Source organism: Terrabacter sp. 2TAF16, from assembly GCF_052115065.1.
Taxonomy (GTDB): Bacteria; Actinomycetota; Actinomycetes; order Actinomycetales; family Dermatophilaceae; genus Terrabacter.
The window spans coordinates 14,116-33,140 of the sequence record NZ_JBFRFZ010000009.1 but is presented as its reverse complement, the minus strand read 5'-3'; the positions used below and the strand labels follow the sequence as shown (position 1 = coordinate 33,140).

Genomic DNA, 19,025 nt, shown 5'->3' with positions numbered 1-19,025 from the left:
GGCACCCGCTGACGACCTAGACTCCACCGTATGCCGTTGCTCCAGCCGCGGGTGTCAGCACACCGCCTCAGTCCGCGACGACCGGTGCCCGCCTCGATCGAGCGGCCGCACTACGTCGACGTGCCCAACCCGCGCGAGGACGGCGACCTGCGCATCAAGGACGCCGAGACCGTGGAGAAGATGCGCATCGCGTCGCGGATCGCGGCCACGGCCATGGTCGAGGCCTCGAAGGCCATCGCTCCCGGTGTCACGACCGACGAGCTCGACGCGGTCGCCCACGAGTACATGCTCGACCACGGCGCCTACCCCTCGCCCCTCGGCTACAAGGGCTTCCCGAAGTCCGTGTGCACGAGCGTCAACGAGGTCATCTGCCACGGCATCCCCGACGCGCGGCCGCTCGAGGACGGCGACATCGTCAACATCGACGTCACGGCCTACATCCACGGCGTCCACGGCGACACCGACGCGACCTACCTCGTCGGCGACGTCGACGAGGAGTCCCGCCTGCTCGTCGAACGCACGCACGAGGCGATGATGCGCGGCATCCGAGCCGCCCGCCCGGGCCGCGAGATCAACGTCATCGGCCGCGTCATCGAGAGCTACGCGAAGCGGTTCGGCTACGGCGTCGTGCGCGACTTCACCGGACACGGCATCGGGCTCGAGTTCCACTCCGGCCTCATCGTGCCGCACTACGACGCCGCTCCTCACTACGAGACCGTCATCGAGCCCGGCATGACCTTCACCATCGAGCCGATGCTCAACCTCGGGACCCCCGAGTGGGACATGTGGGACGACCGGTGGACCGTCGTCACCCGTGACCGCAGGCGCTCGGCCCAGTTCGAGCACACGATCCTCATCACCGACGACGGCCACGAGATCCTCACCCTCCCCGAGGGCGACGCCCCCTGAGCGGGGCCGGCCACCCACGTCGTCCACTTCACCGCAGCGGCACCGCATCACCCCGCACCACCAGCTGACACCCCACGACCACGTCCTCGACAAGGAAGTACGGACCATGGCCAAGCACGGCAAGCCCCTCGGCATCGACATCGGCGGCAGCGGCATCAAGGGCGCCCCCGTCGACCTGAAGGCCGGCGATCTGGCCGGGAAGCGGTTGAAGATCCTGACGCCCAAGCCGGCCACCCCCGACGCCGTGGCCGAGGTCGTCGACCAGATCGTCGACCACTTCGCCGACGTGACGGGCGACTCCCCCATCGGCGTGACCGTTCCGGCGGTCGTCATCCGCGGCACCGTGCTCTCGGCGGCCAACATCGACCCGTCGTGGATCAACACCGACGCCGAAGCCCTCATCAAGGAGCACACGGGTCGCGCCGTCACCGTCCTCAACGACGCCGACGCCGCCGGTCTCGCCGAGATGTACTACGGCGCCGCCAAGGGCGTGCGGGGCCTCGTCATCCTCACGACCCTCGGCACCGGCATCGGCACCGCGCTGATCCACGACGGGCGGCTCGTGCCGAACTCCGAGCTGGGCCACCTCGAGATCGACGGCTACGACGCCGAGGACCGGGCCGCGTCATCCGTCAAGGACGCCGAGGTCCTGTCGTGGGAGGAGTACTCCGAACGTCTCCAGACCTACTACGACACCATCGAGAAGCTCTTCTCCCCCGACCTCATCATCGTCGGTGGCGGCATCTCCAAGGACAGCGACGACTTCCTGCCCAAGCTCAAGCTTCGCTGCCCGATCGTCCCGGCCCAGCTGCGCAACCAGGCCGGCATCATCGGCGCCGCGCACCTCGCCACCGACCTCGCCTGAACACCGGTCCGAGCGCACCCGTCTGAGCAGCGGAAGGGGCTGCCGGGCGACCGCCGGGCAGCCCCTTCAGCTGTCCCGCGTCAGCGTCGGGTCCGCCACACGAGCCGGTGCACCCCGAGGTGCCGCGGCAGCGTGCGCAGACCGGGGATCCAGGGGATGCAGATGAAGCCGATGCTCAGCAGGATCATGAGGGACCAGACGGCGATGTCGGCGTTCTCCGACGTCGAGAACGGCGGTACCTGGTACCACAGCGAGTACAGCCAGAGCCACGGCTGACCCGGGTAGTTGCCGGTCTCGTTCATGATCCCCCACTGGTCGCCCCCGAGGTTCTGGGCGCGGGCCGCGTCCTCGAGGTGCGTCCCGTCGGCGAGCAGCAGCAGCGCCCGCGTGCTGTCGACACCGAAGAAGGTCGTGCGCGAGGTCAGCAGACCCTCGAGCGCGCCGCCGTCGGCCAGTTGCAGCTCGGCTGCCGCGATGATCGGGACCGGTCCGTAGTCACCGCTCGCGACCTTGGCCGGGTCCCCGTCCGGCGCGGCCGCCAGGGCGTCGGCGTAGGCCGCGGACCACGCCTGCTGCCGGTCGGCTGACGCCGCGTCCCAGGCGTGGACCGCAGCGACGACGGCCGGGTCCGACGTGAGGCTGCGGACGGGGTCGAGCACGAGGTCCTTCGCGGAGTCGACGGGGACGGTGACCCCGGGCAGCGTCTGGAGGTTGACCGGGCCGAGGCTCTGCCCCTCGCCAGCGGTGTTGTAGGGCGCGCCGTAGCCGGCGCTGGTCGTCGTACCGGCGAGCTCTCCCGTAGCGGTGGCGACGACGTCCGCCGGCGCTTGACGCGCCCACTGCTGCAAGGAGATCGCGGGCTCGTCGGGAGACGAGAAGACGAGGGCGGCGACGACGGACAGCACCGAGACCACACCGAGCGCGATGACGAACTCCTTGACGAGGTCGTAGCGGCGCGTCGGGAAGGCGTGCGAGTCAGGGGTGGGTCCCCAGCCACCCGTCCCCCGCTTCATGACTTCACCCCGCTGCGCGTGGCGAGGGTCGCAGGGCTCTCGGTCGGCGCCGCGCCCGCCGCAGCGGCAGCACCGGGCGGCGCCGGCTCCGTTGCACCGATCGGAGGGGCGACGCCGCGTCGGCGCACGAGGACGATGTGCACGACGACGATCGCCCCGACGACGAGCGGGAGCAGCGAGACGTGCCACAGCATCATCTGGCCGAGGTCCATGACGTTGAACCAGGCCCCGATGCCCGCGGCGTTGAGCCCGTCCTTGGCCTGGGTCGAGATCCACTGTGCGTCGAAGTTCGTCTGGATGAGGTAGCCGGTGAAGGCCGTCCCCAGCGACCCGAAGAAGGCGAGCGCGCCTGTCGCCCAGGTCAGTCCGCGGTTGCCGCGCCACGACGCCATGAAGAACTTGCCCCACAGGTGGATGACCATGGTGGCGAAGAAGAGCTCGACGCTCCAGAGGTGCACGGAGTTGACGAAGTGTCCGAGCGTGCTGACGTGCCACCAGGCCACCCCGCCGAGGGACAGGACCAGGCCCGACACGATGATGACGACGAGGCTGGCGAGGCAGGCGACGCCGAAGACGTAGATCCACGAGGCGACGTAGACGGGCTGCCGGTCGGGCAGCCACTGCCCGCGAGGCACGAGGCCCTCGACCCAACGGGTGAGGGCGGCCGTCCAGGTGTCGTGGGCGTGGCGCGACTGCGGCTCGGTCGGTTCCGACCGCAGGGACGTCGAGGGCCCGCTCACTGGTCCTCGTCCTCACGGGGAGCAGGGAAGGGCAGCAGGAGGGCGAGCACGAAGACCACGACCATGAGCAGGATGACCAGGAGGTTGGCGACCGTGATCGTCAGCCATCCCCACTGGACGACAGGACCTGCAGGAACCGGCTGTGACGCGGCGAGGAACTGGGTGATCATCTCTGGCCTCCGGGGAGTGCGAAGCTGTGAGTCCTCCTGCCCGGCGCAGATCTACTACACAACGTAAGAGTAGATCTGCGCGGCCGGCACCGGCGCCCGAATGTGATCTTCGGCGCCCACGGGCCTACGAACGCCGCAGTGCCGAGAGCAGCTCGGGCGCCCGCTGCTCGTAGAGCCGAGCGCCGACGCCGACCCCGACGATCCCGACGACGATGCCGAGCAGTACCCCGACGACGCCCGCCCCCCAGCCGGCGGCGACGGAACCCTGCCAGGCCCCCCAGGCGAGCAGGATCGTCGGCGAGGCGAGCAGCAGCGTGCCGAGACTCGCCATCGACTGCGCGGCGATGGTGATCCCGGCAGCCCCCGGCGGCGCGTTGAAGGGGCTCTCGCCCGACTCCGCCACGGGGTAGGGCAGCACGACGCTCATGACGCTCGACACGGCATACCCCGCTCCGAGCAGCGACACGGAGAGTCCGAGTGCAGCCGGGAGCAGGTCCCAGCGGTCGGCGAACGCGACCCCGACGACCACGTAGACGGGGACGAGGACGGCGGCGAGGAGGAGGTCAGGCAGGAGCCGCCCGCGACGGTCGTCCCGCCCGGACGTGCCGGACACCACGTGCAGCCACAGGGCGTCGGACTCGTAGGCGACAGCGTTGTGCTCGCTCCAACCGAGGAGGAACGCGACGAGGGGGCCCATGAGCAGCGGAGTCCACGCCACGTCGCCCGTGACGAACGGGATGAGCAGCGCGAGCGGCACGACGGGGGTCATGGCCATGCTGATCTGGTAGCGGGGGTCACGGCGCCAGTAGGTCAGGACGCGCGCCGCGACGGCGCCGAGCGGCGTACCGGGCAGCCGAGCCAGCAGGCCGAGGTCGTCTCCGGACGAGGTGCCCGAGTCGGAGCGCGAGACCGCGCGCGGGTTGTCGACCTCGTCACGCAGCACCCGGGACCAGAGCAGGAAGACGACGACGAGTAGTCCCGCGGCCAGGGCCAGGCGCACCAGCCCGGTGCCGAGGTCGCCCGCCGCCACGTCACCCGGGGCGGCCCAGGCCCAGCCGAGAGGCGACCAGCCGACGACGGCGGCGGCTGTCGTGGCGACGTCGCGCAGGCTCGCTCCGAGGTTGGCCACGACGGAGATCGCCGGACCGATGACGACGAGCAGGAGCAGGCCGAGGACCGCGATGACGTCACGACCGCGACGGCTCGAGATCGCCTGGGTCATCACCGCGGACACCCAGCGGCTCGTCGTGATCGCCGTCAGCAGACCGATCGCCGTCGCGACGACGGCCACGAGCGTCGAGGCGAGCGTGTGGGACCAGGCGACGACCACCCCGACCGACAGCACCATCGACGCGATCGCCGGCAGCCCGACGAGTGCGGCGGCCACGAGGCCGATCGTCAGGTCGCGGTGTGGGACGGCGAAGGTGGCGAAGCGACCCGGGTCGAGGGTCGGGTCGGAGCCGAAGGAGAAGAGCGGCACGACGGTCCAGAGCACGATGCCGGCGGCGCCGGCGAGCGGGATGACGACGCGCGCCGCGTCGAGGGACCCGCGGAAGGAGGCGAGGATGACGGCGAGCCCGGCCACGAGGACGGCGAAGTAGACGATGCCGACGACGGCGCCGATCGCCTGGGCACGGCTGCGCCGGAAGATGTTGCGCAGCAGGGTGAGCTTCAGTCGGACGAGGTGCGCAACCACGAGAGCCCCACCACCTCGGTGGACCCGCCGACGAGGTCGACGAACCGCTCCTCCAGCGACCGGTCGCCCCGGACGTCGTCGAGCTCCCCCGCGGCGAGGACGAGCCCGTCGGAGATGACGGCGACGTGAGTGCAGATGCGTTCGACGAGGTCCATGACGTGGCTCGAGAGGACGACGGTGCCGCCGGACTCGACGAAGCCCGAGAGGATGCGGCGGATCGTCGCGGCCGAGATCGGGTCCACCGCCTCGAACGGCTCGTCGAGCACGAGGACGCGGGGACCGTGGACGAGCGCCGAGGCGAGCGTGACCTTCTTCGTCATGCCCGCCGAGTAGTCGACGACGAGCTTGCCCTGCGCCTCGGTGAGGCCGAGCGCGGCGACGAGCTCTGCAGCCCGCTCGGACGCGAGCTCGCGCGGCATCCCACGGAGCAGGCCGGCATACGTGATCAGCTGGAGCCCGGTCAGCCGGTCGAAGACCTTGAGCCCGTCCGGGAGCACGCCGATCAGCCGCTTGGTGGCGACGGGGTCGGCCCAGACGTCGCGACCCAGGACGAACGCCTGTCCGGCGTCGGGGCGCAGCAGTCCCGTCACCATCGACAGCGTCGTCGTCTTGCCGGCGCCGTTGGGACCGACAAGGCCGAAGAACGAGCCTCGCGGCACGTCGAGGTCGATCCCCTTGACCGCGATGAGGTCGCCGAATCGCTTGCCCAGCCCCCTCAACGCGATCGCCGGACCCTCAGTCGGATCGCCTTGTGGTGCAGGCAGATCGGTCACGTCGCTCATGTCACTCCCCCTCCCCCGAGATCGAGCGTCAGAAGATCGCCGACTCGGCGTCGCGCAGCGGGGTGTAGGTGAGGCCGTCGACACCGGAGAACTGCTCGATGTGGCCGGAGTACATCCGGTGCCCGACGTCGCTGAGCAGCGCGTCGTGGATGGGGATGAAGACCTTCGGGGCGATGCGCCCGACGAAGGCGATCGAGTCCCGGCTCGCGGCCCACGGCGCGCTGAGCGGGTGGGCGAGGACGTCGACCGGGCCGGGCTCGCCGTCGTACGCGTCGCCCGGGTGGAAGAGGGAGGGCTCGCCGTCGGCCCGCAGGACGACACCGACGTTGGGGATGCGCGGCATCGCCGCGTGGTTGAAGGCGTGCAGCTCGCCGACCGGGGTGACCGTGACGTCGCCGACGGCGAAGTCCTCGCCCTGCCGGGACGGCACCGCCGGCAGGCCCTCGTCGCGCAGCTTCTCGGCCGTCAGGGGGTCGGTGTGCACCGTCGCCCCGGGATTGGCGCGGATCAGGGCGCTGACCCGCTCCGGGTCGAAGTGGTCGGCGTGGTTGTGGGTCACGAGGACCGCGTCGAGGCCGGTCAGGTCCTCGAAACCCGTCGAGAAGCTGCCCGGGTCGATGAGGATGCGGCGGTCGGCGGCCTCGACGAGGAGGCAGGCATGTCCGAGGTGAGTCACGCGCATGCCACCACCTAATCACGGTCCTGCTCGACCCCACCGCCGTACGCGCCCCCGCCCGCCCCGGAACGCTGCTCCCGCCAGGCGCACGTCTGCGCGGGAACGGCCGCCACGCGAGGACTCAGGCGTCGATGCTCGACATGTCGCCGTAGCGGGCACCCTGCACCGCGGCCCTCGGCACGGCTGCGTCGATCGCGGCCAGGTCCTCGGCGGTCAGCTGCACGGATGCGGCCCCGACGTTCTCCTCGAGGTAGCGCACCCGCTTCGTGCCGGGGATCGGCGCGACGTCGTCACCCTGGGCGAGGACCCAGGCGAGGGCGAGCTGTCCGGCGGTCGCTCCCTTGGACTCCGCGATCTCGCGCACCCGCGCGACGAGGGCCAGGTTCGACTCGAGGGCTTCGCCCTGGAAGCGCGGGAAGTAGGCGGTGCGGCGGGAGTCGCCGGCCTCGAGGTCGTTGGGTGAGGTGATGGCCCCGGTGAGGATGCCGCGTCCGAGGGGAGAGTAGGGCACGAGCCCGATGCCGAGCTCGCGCAGCGTCGGGAGGATCTCGTCCTCGACGTCGCGGGTGAAGAGCGAGTACTCGGTCTGGAGCGCGGTGATCGGGTGGACGGCGTGGGCACGCCGGATGGTCGAGGGCGAGGCCTCCGAGAGACCGAGGTGGCCGACCTTGCCGGCCTCGACGAGCTCGGCCATGGCGCCGACGGTCTCCTCGATCGGCACGTTCGGGTCGACGCGGTGCTGGTAGTAGAGGTCGATGTGGTCGACGCCGAGCCGCTGGAGGGAGGCGTCGGCCGCGCGGCGGACGTAGTCCGGTCGGCCGTTGATGCCGAGCCGGGTGCCGTCCTCGGCTCGCTCGTTGCCGAACTTCGTGGCGAGGACGACGCCTTCGCGGCGACCGTCGAGGGCCCGACCGACGAGCTTCTTGTTGGTGAACGGCCCGTACATGTCGGCCGTGTCGAGGAAGGTGACGCCGAGGTCGAGGGCGCGGTGGATCGTGGCGACGGCGGCGGCCTCGTCACCGGTGCCGTAGAACTCGGACATCCCCATGCAGCCGAGACCGACGGTCGAGACGGTCAGTGGCAACGCTGTGCCGAGGGTGCGCGTGCCGAGCGGTGCTCGGTCTCCTGCAGGGGTGGTGGTCTCGGGGTTCTGGGTCATGCGATCGAGTGAAACGCTTCGAGCGCGCTCGAAGTCAAGCGGTCGACCGCGCCGTCGCTGCCCGTGCGGGCAGTCTCAGGTCTCGGCGCGCTCGAGCGCCGACTGGTAGATCCCGATCTTGTTGTCGATGGCTCCCAGGTGCTCGGTGACCTCGGCGAGCTGCGCCAGCACCCGTGCCCGGTGGTTCTGGAGCAGCGCGAGTCGCTCGGTCTCGTTGCCGTCTCCCGAACGGCACAGGGCGGCATACGCCTTGACCTCGCGGATCGGCATCCCCGTGGCGCGCAGGCGCGTCAGCATCCGGACCCACGTGAGGTCGCTCTCGGTGTAGACGCGATGGCCTGAGCTCGTACGGCCGACGCCGCGCAGCATCAGCCCGTCGCGCTCGTAGTAGCGCAGCGTGTGCGTGGTCAGTCCGGTGCGCTCGGAGGCCTCGGCGATGGTCAGGCCCTGGGGCAGTGCGATGACGGTCACCGGACCATGCTGGCGCTTCGAGCGCACTCGAAGTCAAGCAGGCGGACGACTGTCGTGCTCCCGTCCACCCGACACGGGCCGGCACACGGCGACGCGGAGCAGACGTTGGCGACGACGGCCGACGCCGCGCGTCGGAGCGAGGCGTCGCTCCTGGGCTCCGGGCCACGTCCAGCACTCCCAGCCGGGGGCGGGGTGCGGGGCGCACCCGTCGTGGCTCACGTGGACCCCCTCGTGGTGCGGTGCGCGGCTGAGGGACGTGGCGGTATGCGTGCAGCATCCGCCCGGGTCACGGCGCGATCGGGCGGGACGACGATCTCGGATGCGACGGGTGCCGGCACGGGTCGCTCCTCTCTTCCTCGGCAGGCGACCGAACGGGGCTGGTCCGCCGGCTCCCACTCCGGCGCCGCGGAACGACCGCGCGGGACGCGCACCTCGTGGCCGCGTGCTGTGGGAACGACGTGACACGCCCGGGGGTTACGCGTCGGTAGCCGGACGACGTCAGCGATCTGGCTGCCTGTGACGTCGGAGTCGGGACCACAGCCCTGCTGTGGGTGGTGGCGGCCGCAGCGATCCGGTGTCACCCGGGACGACCGCCGCCTCGCGCGCGGACTCGAGCTCGGCGACGGCCCGCTGCGAGTCGCTGATGAGCGAGCCGTAGACGGGCCACTGCTCGGGGTCCTCGAGGGGCGTCGTGCGCACCTGCTCGCTCAGGGAGGCGAGGACCTCGCGAGCCCGGGCCGTGCCCTCGTCGAACCGCCGGGTCGCGTCGTCGTCGTGTCGGCCCAGCTGTGACACCGCCTGTGCCATCCCGTCGAGTGCGTCGGCGTACTCCGCGAGGAACCTGGCCGAGGGCGCGGGCCGTCGGCGGCGCTCGGCAGCAGCATCGACGAGGGTGCGGCCGATGCCCGTGACCTGCCAGACGGTCCGTCGAAGCGTGGTGACGGTGCGCTCGTAGCCGTCCCAGTCGACGTCTGCGGGACGGATGTTGTCACGCAGGTTGAAGCGCATGCTCTCGCGACCGGTGCGGATGTCGTCGACGATGTACGGCGCCTTGTCGCCGATCTCGCCTCCACGGCGGTACCACCGACGCGCCGACTGGACGTCCCAGTCGCCGCGGAGCCCGGAGGCCATCTCCTCGAGGAGCTCACGCACCTGGCGCGCCAGCGCCGACACCCGCTGACGCGGCTTGGTCAGGTGCAGCGGTGCCAGCACGATGGCGTTGGTCGCCACCCCGATGATGCCGCCGGCCACCGTCTCGACGATCGTCAGGTACGTGAAGTGCTCGTCGGTGCCACCGGCGGTGATGAGCGACAGGAGCACCATGGCCGGCACCTGGATGCCGTGCTCCCCCAGACGCGACCACCGCCCGATGACGAGCGCGACGAGGATGACCCCGAACATGGTCCACCACGTGACCCCGAAGACCGTGGCGACGACCCACGCGACACTGAGGCCCAGCACGACGGCGGCGATGCGCTGGGCGCTGGCCGAGAGGGAACGCACCATCGTGCGGTCGACGACGAGGAGGGCGGCCATCGGCGCGTAGAACGGGACCGGGCTGTCGAGCACCCGCACCGCGAACTGCCACGCGAGCACGGTCGCGATCGCCGCCTTGACGAGGAGCAGCAGGGCGTCGCGCTCCGGCCCGGGCTGGTGCAGCGCCCGACGCAGGGCCCGAAGCCGCTGGTGGGCGTCGTCCTGCCACTGGCTCATGTGCGGACACCCGCAGTCGCATCCGGACGCCCGGCCACGACCGGTCCCCGCTCCCCCGCCCGCGGCATCCAGGCGGACACGCTCACGAGGACCTGCGCTCCGACGCCTCTTCGACGGCACGCTTGTCGATGTCGTCCATGGCGCGGGTGTCCCGCGGCTCAGCGAACGGCTCGAGGTCCTCCGGGACACCCTCGGCGATCGCACGGCTCCGGTCGAGCTCGGCGTTGACCTCGGCGCCGAGCAGGATCGCGATGTTCGTCAGCCACAGCCAGACGAGGAAGATGACGACACCAGCCAGAGACCCGTAGGTCTTGTTGTACGACGAGAACAGTGCGACGTAGACGGCAAAGAGTCCCGAGACGACGAGCCAGATCAGCACGGCGATGACGCCTCCGGGGCTGACCCACTTGACGCCTCCCTGCTTCGCGTTGGGACTGGCCCAGAAGAGCACGGCGAAGAGCAACGACACGAGGACCAGCAGCACGGGCCACTTGAGCACCCCCCACACGAGGAGGGCCGTGTCACCTGCCCCGATGAGGTTGCCGACCTGCTCGGCCACCGGCCCGCTGACGACGACGATCACCGCGCTGGCGACCATGACGACGACGGCGAACAAGGTCACCCCGACGCGGATGGGCACCGTCTTCCAGATCGGGCGACCCTCCGGGATGTCGTAGATGACGTTGGACGCCCGCATGAACGCCGAGACGTAGCCCGAGGCCGACCAGAGCGCCACGAGCAGTCCGAGGACCGCCCCGAAGCCGGCGCTCGTCCGGTTCGCCTGTGCCTGGACGATGAGCGTGCGCACGAAGTCCGCGCTCGACCCGGGCGCGATCGCCTGGACCTGGAGGACGACCTGCGCGGTGGCGTCGCGGCCCATCAGTCCGAGCGCGGCGACGAGCACGGCGAGAGCCGGGGCGATCGAGAGAAGGCCGTAGTAGGTCAACGAGGCGGCGAGGTCGGTGAGGTTGTCCCGCTTGAACTCGACCCGGGCCCTCTTGAGGGCCGCGACGAGCGAGGACCGGGGCAGGTCGGACGGACTCTCGGGATTGTCGGGGGTGTCGGAGGTGTCGGAGGTGTCGGGGGTGTCAGGAGTTTCGGGGGTGTCGGGGGTGTCGGACCGTGCGTGGCCACGGCTGCTGCGTGAGGGGTCGCTTGCTGGTGCCATTCCCTGCCCGTACCCAGTGGGTGCGACGGCCGCACGGGACGGGCCCGGTCCCGTGTCGTCGTCGGGCAATGGCAGCATGGGGCGCTGCTGTGGGTACGAAGCCCTACGCGTCGCCCGAGAGGGCAGGTGCTCGCCTTCGCACGGCGGGCACGACCGACCGCAGTCGGCACGAGCCGACACGAACCGGAGGGAGAGGCCGCGCATGGTGGACGTATCGCCTGACCTCATCGCCGGGCGCTACCGGCTCATGAACCGGATCGGCTCCGGCGGTATGGGTCACGTGTGGCTGGCCTGGGACGAGCGACTGAGCCGCGCCGTGGCCGTCAAGCAGCTGCACTCCCCCGTCGGCCTCGACGAGGCCGACGCTCGCGTCGCCCACGCACGCGCCATGCGGGAGGCCCGCAACACGGCCCGACTGCACCACCCCAACGCGGTGCCCGTCTTCGACGTCGTCGACCACGACGGCCAGCCGTGCCTCGTCATGCAGTACCTCCCGTCACGGAGCCTGCACGCCGTGCTGGCCGAGCGCGGCCCCCTCCCGGTGCGCGAGGTCGCCCAGCTCGGCGCCGAGCTGGGCTCGGCCCTCGCCGCCGCGCACCGCGCCGACATCGTGCACCGCGACGTCAAGCCCGGCAACGTGCTCGTCGCCGAGGACGGCACGGCCCGCATCACCGACTTCGGGATCTCGCACGCCGTCGGCGACGTGTCCCTCACCTCGACCGGCATGGTGACCGGCACCCCGGCCTACCTCGCCCCGGAGGTCGCGCGCGGGGCGCCGTCGAGCCCGGCCTCGGACGTCTTCTCCCTCGGCGCGACCCTCTATGCCGCCGTCGAGGGCTCGCCGCCGTTCGGCACCGGAAACAACCCGATGGCGCTGCTGCACCGTGTGGCCTCCGGCTCGATCACCCCGCCCGGTGACGGTCCGCTCGCCCCTGTCCTGCTCGCGATGCTCGCCGCGTCTCCCGACGACCGTCCCTCGATGCAGGACGTCTCGGCCGACCTCGCCGAGGTCGCCGCCGGACGTCCGCCCCGGGGCCCCGTGGCCCCTCCCGGTGCCGGGACCGACCTCCGGCCCGACCGTACGCGGGTTCTTCCCGTGGGCGGGACGGCGCGGACCGCGGGAGCAGCGACCGCGGGCGCAGCGGCCGCGGGAGCAGCGGCCGCGGGCGGCGCAGCGTCGCTCGCCGGCGACAACCTGGGCGGCGACACCTCGGACACGAGCCGACTGCCAGCGGCGGGGGCGTCCGGCGCCACCGACGCGCCGGCGCGAGTCATGGCGACTCCACCCTCCGACGCGACGCGGCTCGAGACCGGCGGTGACGAGGGTGGCGTGGGTGGCGCTGACGTGGACCGGGACGGCGAGGCCCCGGGCCGCCGCCGCTCCGCCGTGCTCCTCGTCGTGGCCCTCCTCGTGCTCGCGGGCGCCGGCCTGGCCATCTGGGGCCTGCAGCGCGACACCACCGACCCCGGCGGCCAGGCTGCGCCGCCGGTCGCGTCGAGCAGCCCGAGGACGCCCAGCGTGACGCGACCGCCGACGTCGCCGAGGACATCGCGGGCCGAGTCGCCCTCGCCCTCGACGACCGCTCCGACCAGCACGCGCCCGGCGACCCCGTCGAACACGCCGTCCACGGCTCCTTCGCCGGCTCCGTCCACGACGGTGTCGGGGCGCCCGACGGATGCCGAGCTCGCGCGCGCCGTGCGGGACTACTACGCGCTGCTCCCCGGCAACACGGACGCGGGGTGGGCGCGCCTGACCGACCGCTACCGGTCCACGACGTCCGGCAGCCGCGCGACCTACGAGCGCTTCTGGGGCTCCGTCTCCTCCGTCGACGTCCGCCAGGCAACCGGGTCGGCACCGCGGTCGGTCGTGGCGACCTTGCGCTACGCCTTCGACGACGGGCGTCGGTTCGAGGAGCGGACGGCATACTCCCTCGTCGACGACGGCGGCATCCTCAAGATCGACCGCTCGTCGGTGCTGAGCAGCCGCCAGCTCTGACGGCAACGGCTCGGCGACGTGCGCCGAGGTGTGCCGAGCCCCGCCGACCGCGTTCGGGTGGCCGTGCCTCAGATCTGGGGCGGGGCGCCGCGGACGGCGGGGTGCTCGGGGTGTGGTTCGACGGTAACGGGGGATCCCGTCAGGGGCAACGCCACATGACCAGTGAACGCGCGGAGTGCCCTGCTCGGTTCCGCGCCGCGCCGACCGGTGCGACCACGCTCGTCGTGCACACCTGCGCGAGACGCTCGAGCATCGCTGCCCGCTCGCTGCCGGTCATCACGGTCGCGAACGTCTCGTCGTCGGCCGCAGTCACTGCACTCATCGTGGTTCTCCCTGGTCGCGGCACCCGGCTCTACCCTGTGGCCGGTCTCCAGGAGTAGGTGTACCAGCCGCAAAGGGCGGATACGTCCCTATTGCCCGAGTTTCTGCAAGAAAGTCCAAAGAAACGTGCAAGGGATCGTCAGCCGACGGCCGCGGCCAGAAGGGCGCGCGGCCGTCGGTGGGCCGTCGACCGACCGCTGGTCGACGGCCGGCACCGGAGCTACATGCGCTCCGCGCCGTCCCGGATCGCCTCGCGGATGCGGGTGTAGGTGCCGCACCGACAGACGTTGCGGATGCCGTCGAGGTCGTCGTCGGTGATGGCGCGGCCCTCGGCCCTCACCCTGCGCACGAGCGCCACCGCCGCCATGATCTGGCCGGGCTGGCAGTAGCCGCACTGGGCGACGTCCCGTTGCAGCCACGCCTCCTGCATGGGATGCAGGTCGGCGCCCACCGTGTCGGGCAGGCCCTCGATCGTCGTGATCTCGTCGTCGGGGCCGACGTCCTTGACCTGCACCGAGCAGGGGTTGAAGGCCTTGCCGTTGAGGTGCGAGGTGCAGGCCTTGCAGACGTTGATGCCGCACCCGTACTTGGGCCCGGTGATGCCGAGGACGTCGCGCAGGACCCAGAGGAGCCGCACGTCGTCGGCCACGTCGACGGTGACGGACTCGCCGTTCACCCGGAAGGTGTGCTGTGCCATGGGGTGCTCCTCAGTAGGTGTGGGCGAGGCCGTCGGTGGGCGACGGCGGCACCGGGGGGACGAAGGTCTTCGGGGTGAACGACACGGTCCCGTGGTTGACCGGGAACCGGGTCGGGACGGTGCCGGTGGCGCGGGCGTAGGCACACGCCGTGGCGGCGACGGAGGCGGCGACGCCGGCCTCACCCGCGCCGCCGGGGAGCTCGGCGTCCGAGGGCATGACGATGCACTCGAAGGTCGGGGGCACGTTCCACTGGCGCGTGTAGAAGTAGTTGTCCCAGCTCGCCTCGAGGAAGTGACCGTCCTGCAGGTGGTTGCTGCTCGTCAGGGCGAGCGCGATGCCGTCGGAGACGCCGCCCATCATCTGCGCCTCGAGTCCGCGCGGGTTGACGACGAGCCCGGCGTCGATGGCGATGACGGCCTTGGTGACGCGGGGACCGGTCACGGCGTCTCGGACCTGCCGGTTCACGGTCTCGGGGCGGCAGTCGATCTCGACGAGGACCGCCGTCGCGCCCTTGTACTCCGAGTGGATCGCGATCCCCTGGGCGGTGCCGGACGGCATCGACCGTCCCCACTGCCCGACCTCGGCGACCTTGCGCAGGCAGGCCTTGACGCGCTCGTTGCGCAGGAACGCCAGACGGAAGGCGAGCGGGTCCTTGCGCAGCTTCTTGGCGAGCTGGTCGATGAACAGCTCGTTGGCGCAGGCGACGTCGGGCGAGTAGATGTTGCGCATGCTGCCGGTGTTGAAGCCCATGTCGACCTCGCCCAGCAGCTGGGTCACGACCCCGAAGTCGTAGGGCAGCTCCTGGGTCAGCGTGAAGATCGACTCGGCCAGACCGAGGTTGCCCAGGCCGGCGGGGAGCTCTGACGCCATCGCGGTCAGCCGCTCGCCCAGGCCGTGCGAGAAGTCGGTCTTGATGCTCGTGTGCCGCTGCTCAAAGGTGAGCACCTCCCCCGCGAGCAGCGTGGCGCGGATCCGTGACGTCGCCATCGGGTGCGTGCGCCCCTGACGGGGCTCGTCGGCGCGGTGCCACATGAGCTTGACGGGCTTGCCCATGGCCCGGGAGATCTTCGCGGCCTCGATCGCCGCGTCACCGAAGAGCTTGTGCCCGAAGGACCCTCCGCCGGTCACGACGTTGACGGCGACGCGGGCGATCGGCAGGCCGAGGGCCTTGGCGATGTTGCGCTGGGCGACGATGGGAGCCTTGAGGCCGGCCCAGACCGTGGCGCGGTCGTCGCGGACGTCGGCGATGGCGCAGTTGGGCTCGAGGGCGGCGCTGCTGCGGAACATGAACTCGAAGCGCAGGTCGACGGTCTGCGCCAGCAGCGGCACCTTGGGCACGGTCATGGGCAGCTCTGCGGCCTTGAGCCGGCGCAGCACCGAGTCGTCCGACTCGCCCTCGACCGGGCCGCCGTCCCACGTGACCCGGAGGGCGCGGACGGCGTCGATGCACTGGCCGAACGTCTCGGCCCGCACGGCGACACCCGTGTCGACGACGACGACGTCGGTGACGCCGGGCAGGGCCCGGACGGCCGCGAGATTGTCGACGCTGCGCGGCGATCCGTTGAGCGTGGGCGGGCGGCACACCATCGTCGGCAGGGCGTCAGGCACGTCGAGGTCCATGGTGAAGCGTTTGCGCCCCGTCACGGCATCGAGCGCGTCGACCCGGCTGCGGGGAGTGCCGATGACGTCGAACGAGCTCGTCGCCGCGAGCTCGACGTCCACGGCCGTCGTCGTCGAGCTCGCGGCGGAGGCCGACAGCTCGGCGTACGTTCGCGTGCTGCCGTCCGGAGCGGTGACGACCCCGCCCTTGGCGACGAGCGAGGCCACGGTGGCGCCGAGCGCGGTCGCCGCGGCCTCCAGGAGAGCCCCACGGGCCACCGCGGCGGCCACCCGGATCGGGGTGAACATCGACTGCATCGTGTTGGACCCGCCGGTGAGCTGGTTGAAGACGAGCTCGGGGCGCGCGGGGGCCAGCGTCACGCGTACGTCCTCGACGCGCATCGAGAGCTCGTCGGCGATGATCATGGCCGCGGCCGTCGTGATGCCCTGCCCGACCTCCATCCGCGGGATCGCGAAGTGGGCGTGGCCGTGGTCGTCGACGGTGATGGTGATCAGCTGCGACGTCGGGAGCGCCGAGTGGGTCTGGAGGTCGCCGAGGTCGTAGAGCTCGGGCACCTGCGGCGCACTGGGGACCGCGGCCGAGGCAGGAGCGGCGCCGCCGACCTCCGCCGCGACGGTGAGCGTGGCCCCGGCGACGACGAAGCCGATGAAGCGCCTTCGGCTGACGCCGTCGGGTGGTGAGCCATGGGCTCGGACGGAGCACTGGGCGTGCGGGTGGCCGGGCGTCGTCGTCATCGACTGGGGTCCCTTCTCGGAACGTGCACGTGCGACCGGGGTGCCGTGGGGTGGGGGCGGGTCGCACGTGGTGGTGCCTCCGTGGTTCGCCGCAACAGGCGGATCCGGATTGTCCTGCCCAACGAGCCGACGTGGCGCGATGTCACGGGCGCCGCGAGATGGCACCCCTACAGTGCGTTCCGTGCCCAGTCAGGTCGATCCGACGCCCCGATCGACTACCGGGCGCGCCACCGACGTCGTCGACGTCTTCGTCTACGTCGTCGTGCTCAACCTCTTCATCGAGTACGTCCCAGCGGTCATCAGCGAGACCTTCACGCTGTCGCTGCTCACGGCGGTCCTGCTCACGGGAGTCCTCGAGGTCGTCGTCGCGGTGAAGAAGCGGGCGAAGGGCCGGTTCGCCGCCGCGCGCAGCGCCGTGGGCAAGGTCGGCGCCGGGCTGCTCCTGTGGGGCGTCCTCGTCGGCAGCACGTTCGTCGTGCTCAAGACCATCGATCTCGTCTTCGGCGACAGCGTCAGCCTCGGCGGGTTCGTGTCGGTGACGCTGCTCATCCTCACGCTCCTGCTGAGCCGGCTCGTCGTGCGCCGGCTGCTCGCCCCTCCGTCACGGGTTCCGGCGCCTGCGGGCTGAGTCCCTCGACGTGGGCCCGCGAGGCTGCGACAGTGGGCTCATGTCACTCGAGACGTGGTGGTCCGCCGTGCGACCCGAGACCCGGGACTGGATCGTCGCCCACAACGGCGAACCGCTCCCGCTCGAGGTGGTCGAGGACATCACGCGAGTCAGCGGTCCCGTCGACCCCGACGCCTGGTGGGTCGCCGGCCGTGGGCCTGACGGGCTGGAGCTCTCGGACGCCGCCGTCGACTGGGTCGAGACCGTGGCCAACGGAGAGGCTCCCCCCGAGCCCTAGCCGACGCCGGCGAGCCACTCGCCGACGAGGCGCGAGATCCCGCGGTTGCCCCTCAGCGCGGCAGGCGCGAGGTCCCGAGGTCGATGACGTCGCTCGCCACGTCGTCGAGGTCGCGACCGGTCGCCTCGGCGTGCCTGCACAGCAGCGCGTGGGCCTCGTCGGCGGTCAGGCCGCGGTGCACCACCACGAGGTCGACGGCCACTGCGAGGTCGATGCCGTCGGACGGACCCGACCGCCCTGAGGTCGCCGAGGACCGGTCCAGGGTCCGGCCGACGCCCCGGCCCATGGCGCCCTCTGACCGGCCGCGCGGGGCTCCGGGCGCTGACGACGTGCTCACCCCGCACCCATACCCGGCGGGTGCCCGGTCCTCTCACCGCGGCCGCCAGCCGGCTCGGACCCGACCTGACCGTGTGGCGTCAGGCCCGAGCTGGCCGCTCGCGACGGAAGGTGGCTGGCGTCGTGAGACGTGCCGAGCACGTGCGATCAGTGACGAAGGGCCGCAGCTCGACCTCGGCGCCCTCCTCGCCGACGGCGGTCATGGTGCCGCGGATCAGCCCCCGGTGGATGGCGCACACGACCTCCGGGTGGGCCCGCGCCATCGAGAGGAAGGGACAGTCGTTGAGGGTGAGCTCGACGGTATGGCCACCCTCGGAGGTGGCCAGCTCGGGCCGGTAGCCCCACTCGTCGAGCAGGTCGACGGCCATGCCGACCTTGCCGAGCCAGCCACCCGGGGTCGAGGCCGGCGGCGGCGCGGGCTCCTCGCGCCGTCCCCGCACCCAGCGCTCTCCGGCGCCCTCGGGGTCGCCGGGCGAGCCGTCCGCCGCGTCGGACCAGGCGCTCGTCAGCAGCTCGGTGAAGGCATGCAGGGCCTCCTGGCTCGCAAGGCCCGGCCGCGCGCTGCGGGCATCGACGTAGATCTTGCGGGGCCGACCCACGGCGCCGCGCCGGTGCACGGTCGCGACCAGCCCGGCGGCGACGAGCCGCTCGAGGTGGAAGCGGGCGGTGGTGACGTGGAGGCCGAGGGCGGCACCGACCTCGGAGGCGCTGAGCCCGCCTCCTTCGCGGCCGGGCGTCCCGACGGACGCGTCGCGGGCCCCGACCGGGTCGCCGGCGTCCGCGAGCAGGTCGAGGACGGCCCGACGCATGGGCGATGTCTGGACGTCGCTGCGGATGGCACCTGGCACGCCGATCCTCCTTTTCGTTGATTTAGAGGATAGGCCAGAGCCTGCCTCAACGAGAAGCGGGCTCGAGAACGCCGGTGGTCCGATAGCCGTTTGCCGCGCCGGAACCTGCTGGGAGCAGTAGCGTTGCGCTCAGTTCGGGGACACCGGGGTCGTGCCACGGCGGTCGTCGAACGCGCGCAGCCGCTCGCTTCGATGCACCCCCCA

20 protein-coding genes are annotated in these 19,025 nt (G+C 71.7%); 5 read left to right on the top strand and 15 right to left on the bottom strand.

Features of this window, described 5'->3' with window-relative positions:
- Positions 1 to 30 precede the first annotated feature (30 nt).
- Both map and ppgK read left to right on the top strand, forming a co-directional pair.
- Positions 31 to 909: a type I methionyl aminopeptidase gene (gene map / locus AB4Z14_RS14855; protein ID WP_442275860.1), complete on the top strand. Its 879-nt coding sequence runs from the start codon at positions 31 to 33 to the stop codon at positions 907 to 909.
- Between the two features lie 106 nt (positions 910 to 1,015).
- Positions 1,016 to 1,774, top strand: coding sequence for a polyphosphate--glucose phosphotransferase (gene ppgK, locus AB4Z14_RS14850; RefSeq protein WP_442275859.1), 759 nt, complete (start codon positions 1,016 to 1,018; stop codon positions 1,772 to 1,774).
- An 80-nt stretch (positions 1,775 to 1,854) separates the two neighbouring features.
- Here ppgK and AB4Z14_RS14845 read toward each other — a convergent pair whose 3' ends face one another.
- The 10 genes from AB4Z14_RS14845 to AB4Z14_RS14800 all read right to left on the bottom strand — a co-directional run bounded on the left by AB4Z14_RS14845 (position 1,855) and on the right by AB4Z14_RS14800 (position 11,362).
- Positions 1,855 to 2,787, bottom strand: coding sequence for a hypothetical protein (locus tag AB4Z14_RS14845; protein ID WP_442275858.1), 933 nt, complete (start codon positions 2,785 to 2,787; stop codon positions 1,855 to 1,857).
- Positions 2,784 to 3,527: a cytochrome b N-terminal domain-containing protein gene (locus AB4Z14_RS14840; RefSeq protein WP_442275857.1), complete on the bottom strand. Its 744-nt coding sequence runs from the start codon at positions 3,525 to 3,527 to the stop codon at positions 2,784 to 2,786. Before AB4Z14_RS14840 ends, AB4Z14_RS14845 begins: the two co-directional genes overlap by 4 nt.
- Positions 3,524 to 3,697, bottom strand: a complete 174-nt coding sequence (locus tag AB4Z14_RS14835; protein WP_156415467.1) for a hypothetical protein — start codon at positions 3,695 to 3,697, stop codon at positions 3,524 to 3,526. The genes AB4Z14_RS14840 and AB4Z14_RS14835 overlap by 4 nt, the downstream gene beginning before the upstream one ends.
- Before the next feature lie 124 nt (positions 3,698 to 3,821).
- Positions 3,822 to 5,393, bottom strand: coding sequence for a hypothetical protein (locus AB4Z14_RS14830; protein WP_442275856.1), 1,572 nt, complete (start codon positions 5,391 to 5,393; stop codon positions 3,822 to 3,824).
- Positions 5,369 to 6,175, bottom strand: a complete 807-nt coding sequence (locus AB4Z14_RS14825; RefSeq protein ID WP_442275855.1) for an ABC transporter ATP-binding protein — start codon at positions 6,173 to 6,175, stop codon at positions 5,369 to 5,371. The genes AB4Z14_RS14830 and AB4Z14_RS14825 overlap by 25 nt, the downstream gene beginning before the upstream one ends.
- Positions 6,176 to 6,203: 28 nt before the next feature.
- Positions 6,204 to 6,857, bottom strand: coding sequence for an MBL fold metallo-hydrolase (locus AB4Z14_RS14820; RefSeq protein ID WP_056772985.1), 654 nt, complete (start codon positions 6,855 to 6,857; stop codon positions 6,204 to 6,206).
- Between the two features lie 115 nt (positions 6,858 to 6,972).
- The gene (locus AB4Z14_RS14815) at positions 6,973 to 8,010 is read right to left on the bottom strand and encodes an aldo/keto reductase (protein ID WP_442275854.1); all 1,038 of its coding nucleotides are present in this window, start codon (positions 8,008 to 8,010) and stop codon (positions 6,973 to 6,975) included.
- 75 nt (positions 8,011 to 8,085) lie between these two features.
- On the bottom strand, positions 8,086 to 8,481 hold the full coding sequence (locus AB4Z14_RS14810) for a MerR family transcriptional regulator (protein WP_442275853.1): 396 nt from the start codon (positions 8,479 to 8,481) through the stop codon (positions 8,086 to 8,088).
- A 498-nt stretch (positions 8,482 to 8,979) separates the two neighbouring features.
- Positions 8,980 to 10,194, bottom strand: a complete 1,215-nt coding sequence (locus AB4Z14_RS14805) for an FUSC family protein (RefSeq protein WP_442275852.1) — start codon at positions 10,192 to 10,194, stop codon at positions 8,980 to 8,982.
- Positions 10,195 to 10,276: 82 nt separating this feature from the next.
- Positions 10,277 to 11,362: a YhjD/YihY/BrkB family envelope integrity protein gene (locus AB4Z14_RS14800; protein WP_442275851.1), complete on the bottom strand. Its 1,086-nt coding sequence runs from the start codon at positions 11,360 to 11,362 to the stop codon at positions 10,277 to 10,279.
- 202 nt (positions 11,363 to 11,564) lie between these two features.
- On the opposite strand from AB4Z14_RS14800, the gene AB4Z14_RS14795 reads away from it, so the two are divergent.
- Entirely contained in the window at positions 11,565 to 13,358 is a 1,794-nt protein-coding gene (locus AB4Z14_RS14795; protein WP_442275850.1) for a protein kinase domain-containing protein, read from the top strand.
- Between the two features lie 139 nt (positions 13,359 to 13,497).
- On the opposite strand, the gene AB4Z14_RS14790 is transcribed toward AB4Z14_RS14795, so the two are convergent.
- From AB4Z14_RS14790 to AB4Z14_RS14780, 3 genes are all read right to left on the bottom strand, one after another.
- Positions 13,498 to 13,671, bottom strand: coding sequence for a hypothetical protein (locus tag AB4Z14_RS14790; RefSeq protein WP_442275849.1), 174 nt, complete (start codon positions 13,669 to 13,671; stop codon positions 13,498 to 13,500).
- A 228-nt stretch (positions 13,672 to 13,899) separates the two neighbouring features.
- Positions 13,900 to 14,376, bottom strand: coding sequence for a (2Fe-2S)-binding protein (locus tag AB4Z14_RS14785; protein WP_442275848.1), 477 nt, complete (start codon positions 14,374 to 14,376; stop codon positions 13,900 to 13,902).
- A gap of 10 nt (positions 14,377 to 14,386) precedes the next feature.
- Entirely contained in the window at positions 14,387 to 16,732 is a 2,346-nt protein-coding gene (locus tag AB4Z14_RS14780; protein WP_442275847.1) for a molybdopterin cofactor-binding domain-containing protein, read from the bottom strand.
- Positions 16,733 to 16,913: 181 nt separating this feature from the next.
- Between AB4Z14_RS14780 and AB4Z14_RS14775 the strand changes: the two genes are divergently transcribed.
- Together AB4Z14_RS14775 and AB4Z14_RS14770 are read left to right on the top strand one after the other, a co-directional pair.
- Positions 16,914 to 17,360, top strand: coding sequence for a hypothetical protein (locus AB4Z14_RS14775; RefSeq protein ID WP_442275846.1), 447 nt, complete (start codon positions 16,914 to 16,916; stop codon positions 17,358 to 17,360).
- A 40-nt stretch (positions 17,361 to 17,400) separates the two neighbouring features.
- Entirely contained in the window at positions 17,401 to 17,637 is a 237-nt protein-coding gene (locus tag AB4Z14_RS14770) for a hypothetical protein (protein ID WP_442275845.1), read from the top strand.
- A gap of 52 nt (positions 17,638 to 17,689) precedes the next feature.
- On the opposite strand, the gene AB4Z14_RS14765 is transcribed toward AB4Z14_RS14770, so the two are convergent.
- Positions 17,690 to 17,974, bottom strand: a complete 285-nt coding sequence (locus tag AB4Z14_RS14765; protein ID WP_442275844.1) for an ANTAR domain-containing protein — start codon at positions 17,972 to 17,974, stop codon at positions 17,690 to 17,692.
- Between the two features lie 79 nt (positions 17,975 to 18,053).
- Positions 18,054 to 18,821 carry a helix-turn-helix transcriptional regulator gene (locus AB4Z14_RS14760; RefSeq protein WP_442275843.1) on the bottom strand — a complete coding sequence of 256 codons (768 nt, stop codon included), beginning with the start codon at positions 18,819 to 18,821 and terminating at the stop codon, positions 18,054 to 18,056.
- Positions 18,822 to 19,025 lie beyond the last annotated feature (204 nt).

Excerpts from the sequence above, each read along its gene's own strand:
- map (WP_442275860.1), top strand. The coding sequence starts at position 31 with ATGCCGTTGCTCCAGCCGCGGGTGTCAGCACACCGCCTCAGTCCGCGA.
- ppgK (WP_442275859.1), top strand. The coding sequence starts at position 1,016 with ATGGCCAAGCACGGCAAGCCCCTCGGCATCGACATCGGCGGCAGCGGC.
- AB4Z14_RS14845 (WP_442275858.1), bottom strand. The coding sequence starts at position 2,787 with ATGAAGCGGGGGACGGGTGGCTGGGGACCCACCCCTGACTCGCACGCC.
- AB4Z14_RS14835 (WP_156415467.1), bottom strand. The coding sequence starts at position 3,697 with ATGATCACCCAGTTCCTCGCCGCGTCACAGCCGGTTCCTGCAGGTCCT.
- AB4Z14_RS14825 (WP_442275855.1), bottom strand. The coding sequence starts at position 6,175 with ATGAGCGACGTGACCGATCTGCCTGCACCACAAGGCGATCCGACTGAG.
- AB4Z14_RS14820 (WP_056772985.1), bottom strand. The coding sequence starts at position 6,857 with ATGCGCGTGACTCACCTCGGACATGCCTGCCTCCTCGTCGAGGCCGCC.
- AB4Z14_RS14815 (WP_442275854.1), bottom strand. The coding sequence starts at position 8,010 with ATGACCCAGAACCCCGAGACCACCACCCCTGCAGGAGACCGAGCACCG.
- AB4Z14_RS14805 (WP_442275852.1), bottom strand. The coding sequence starts at position 10,194 with ATGAGCCAGTGGCAGGACGACGCCCACCAGCGGCTTCGGGCCCTGCGT.
- AB4Z14_RS14800 (WP_442275851.1), bottom strand. The coding sequence starts at position 11,362 with ATGGCACCAGCAAGCGACCCCTCACGCAGCAGCCGTGGCCACGCACGG.
- AB4Z14_RS14795 (WP_442275850.1), top strand. The coding sequence starts at position 11,565 with ATGGTGGACGTATCGCCTGACCTCATCGCCGGGCGCTACCGGCTCATG.
- AB4Z14_RS14785 (WP_442275848.1), bottom strand. The coding sequence starts at position 14,376 with ATGGCACAGCACACCTTCCGGGTGAACGGCGAGTCCGTCACCGTCGAC.
- AB4Z14_RS14780 (WP_442275847.1), bottom strand. The coding sequence starts at position 16,732 with ATGACGACGACGCCCGGCCACCCGCACGCCCAGTGCTCCGTCCGAGCC.
- AB4Z14_RS14770 (WP_442275845.1), top strand. The coding sequence starts at position 17,401 with ATGTCACTCGAGACGTGGTGGTCCGCCGTGCGACCCGAGACCCGGGAC.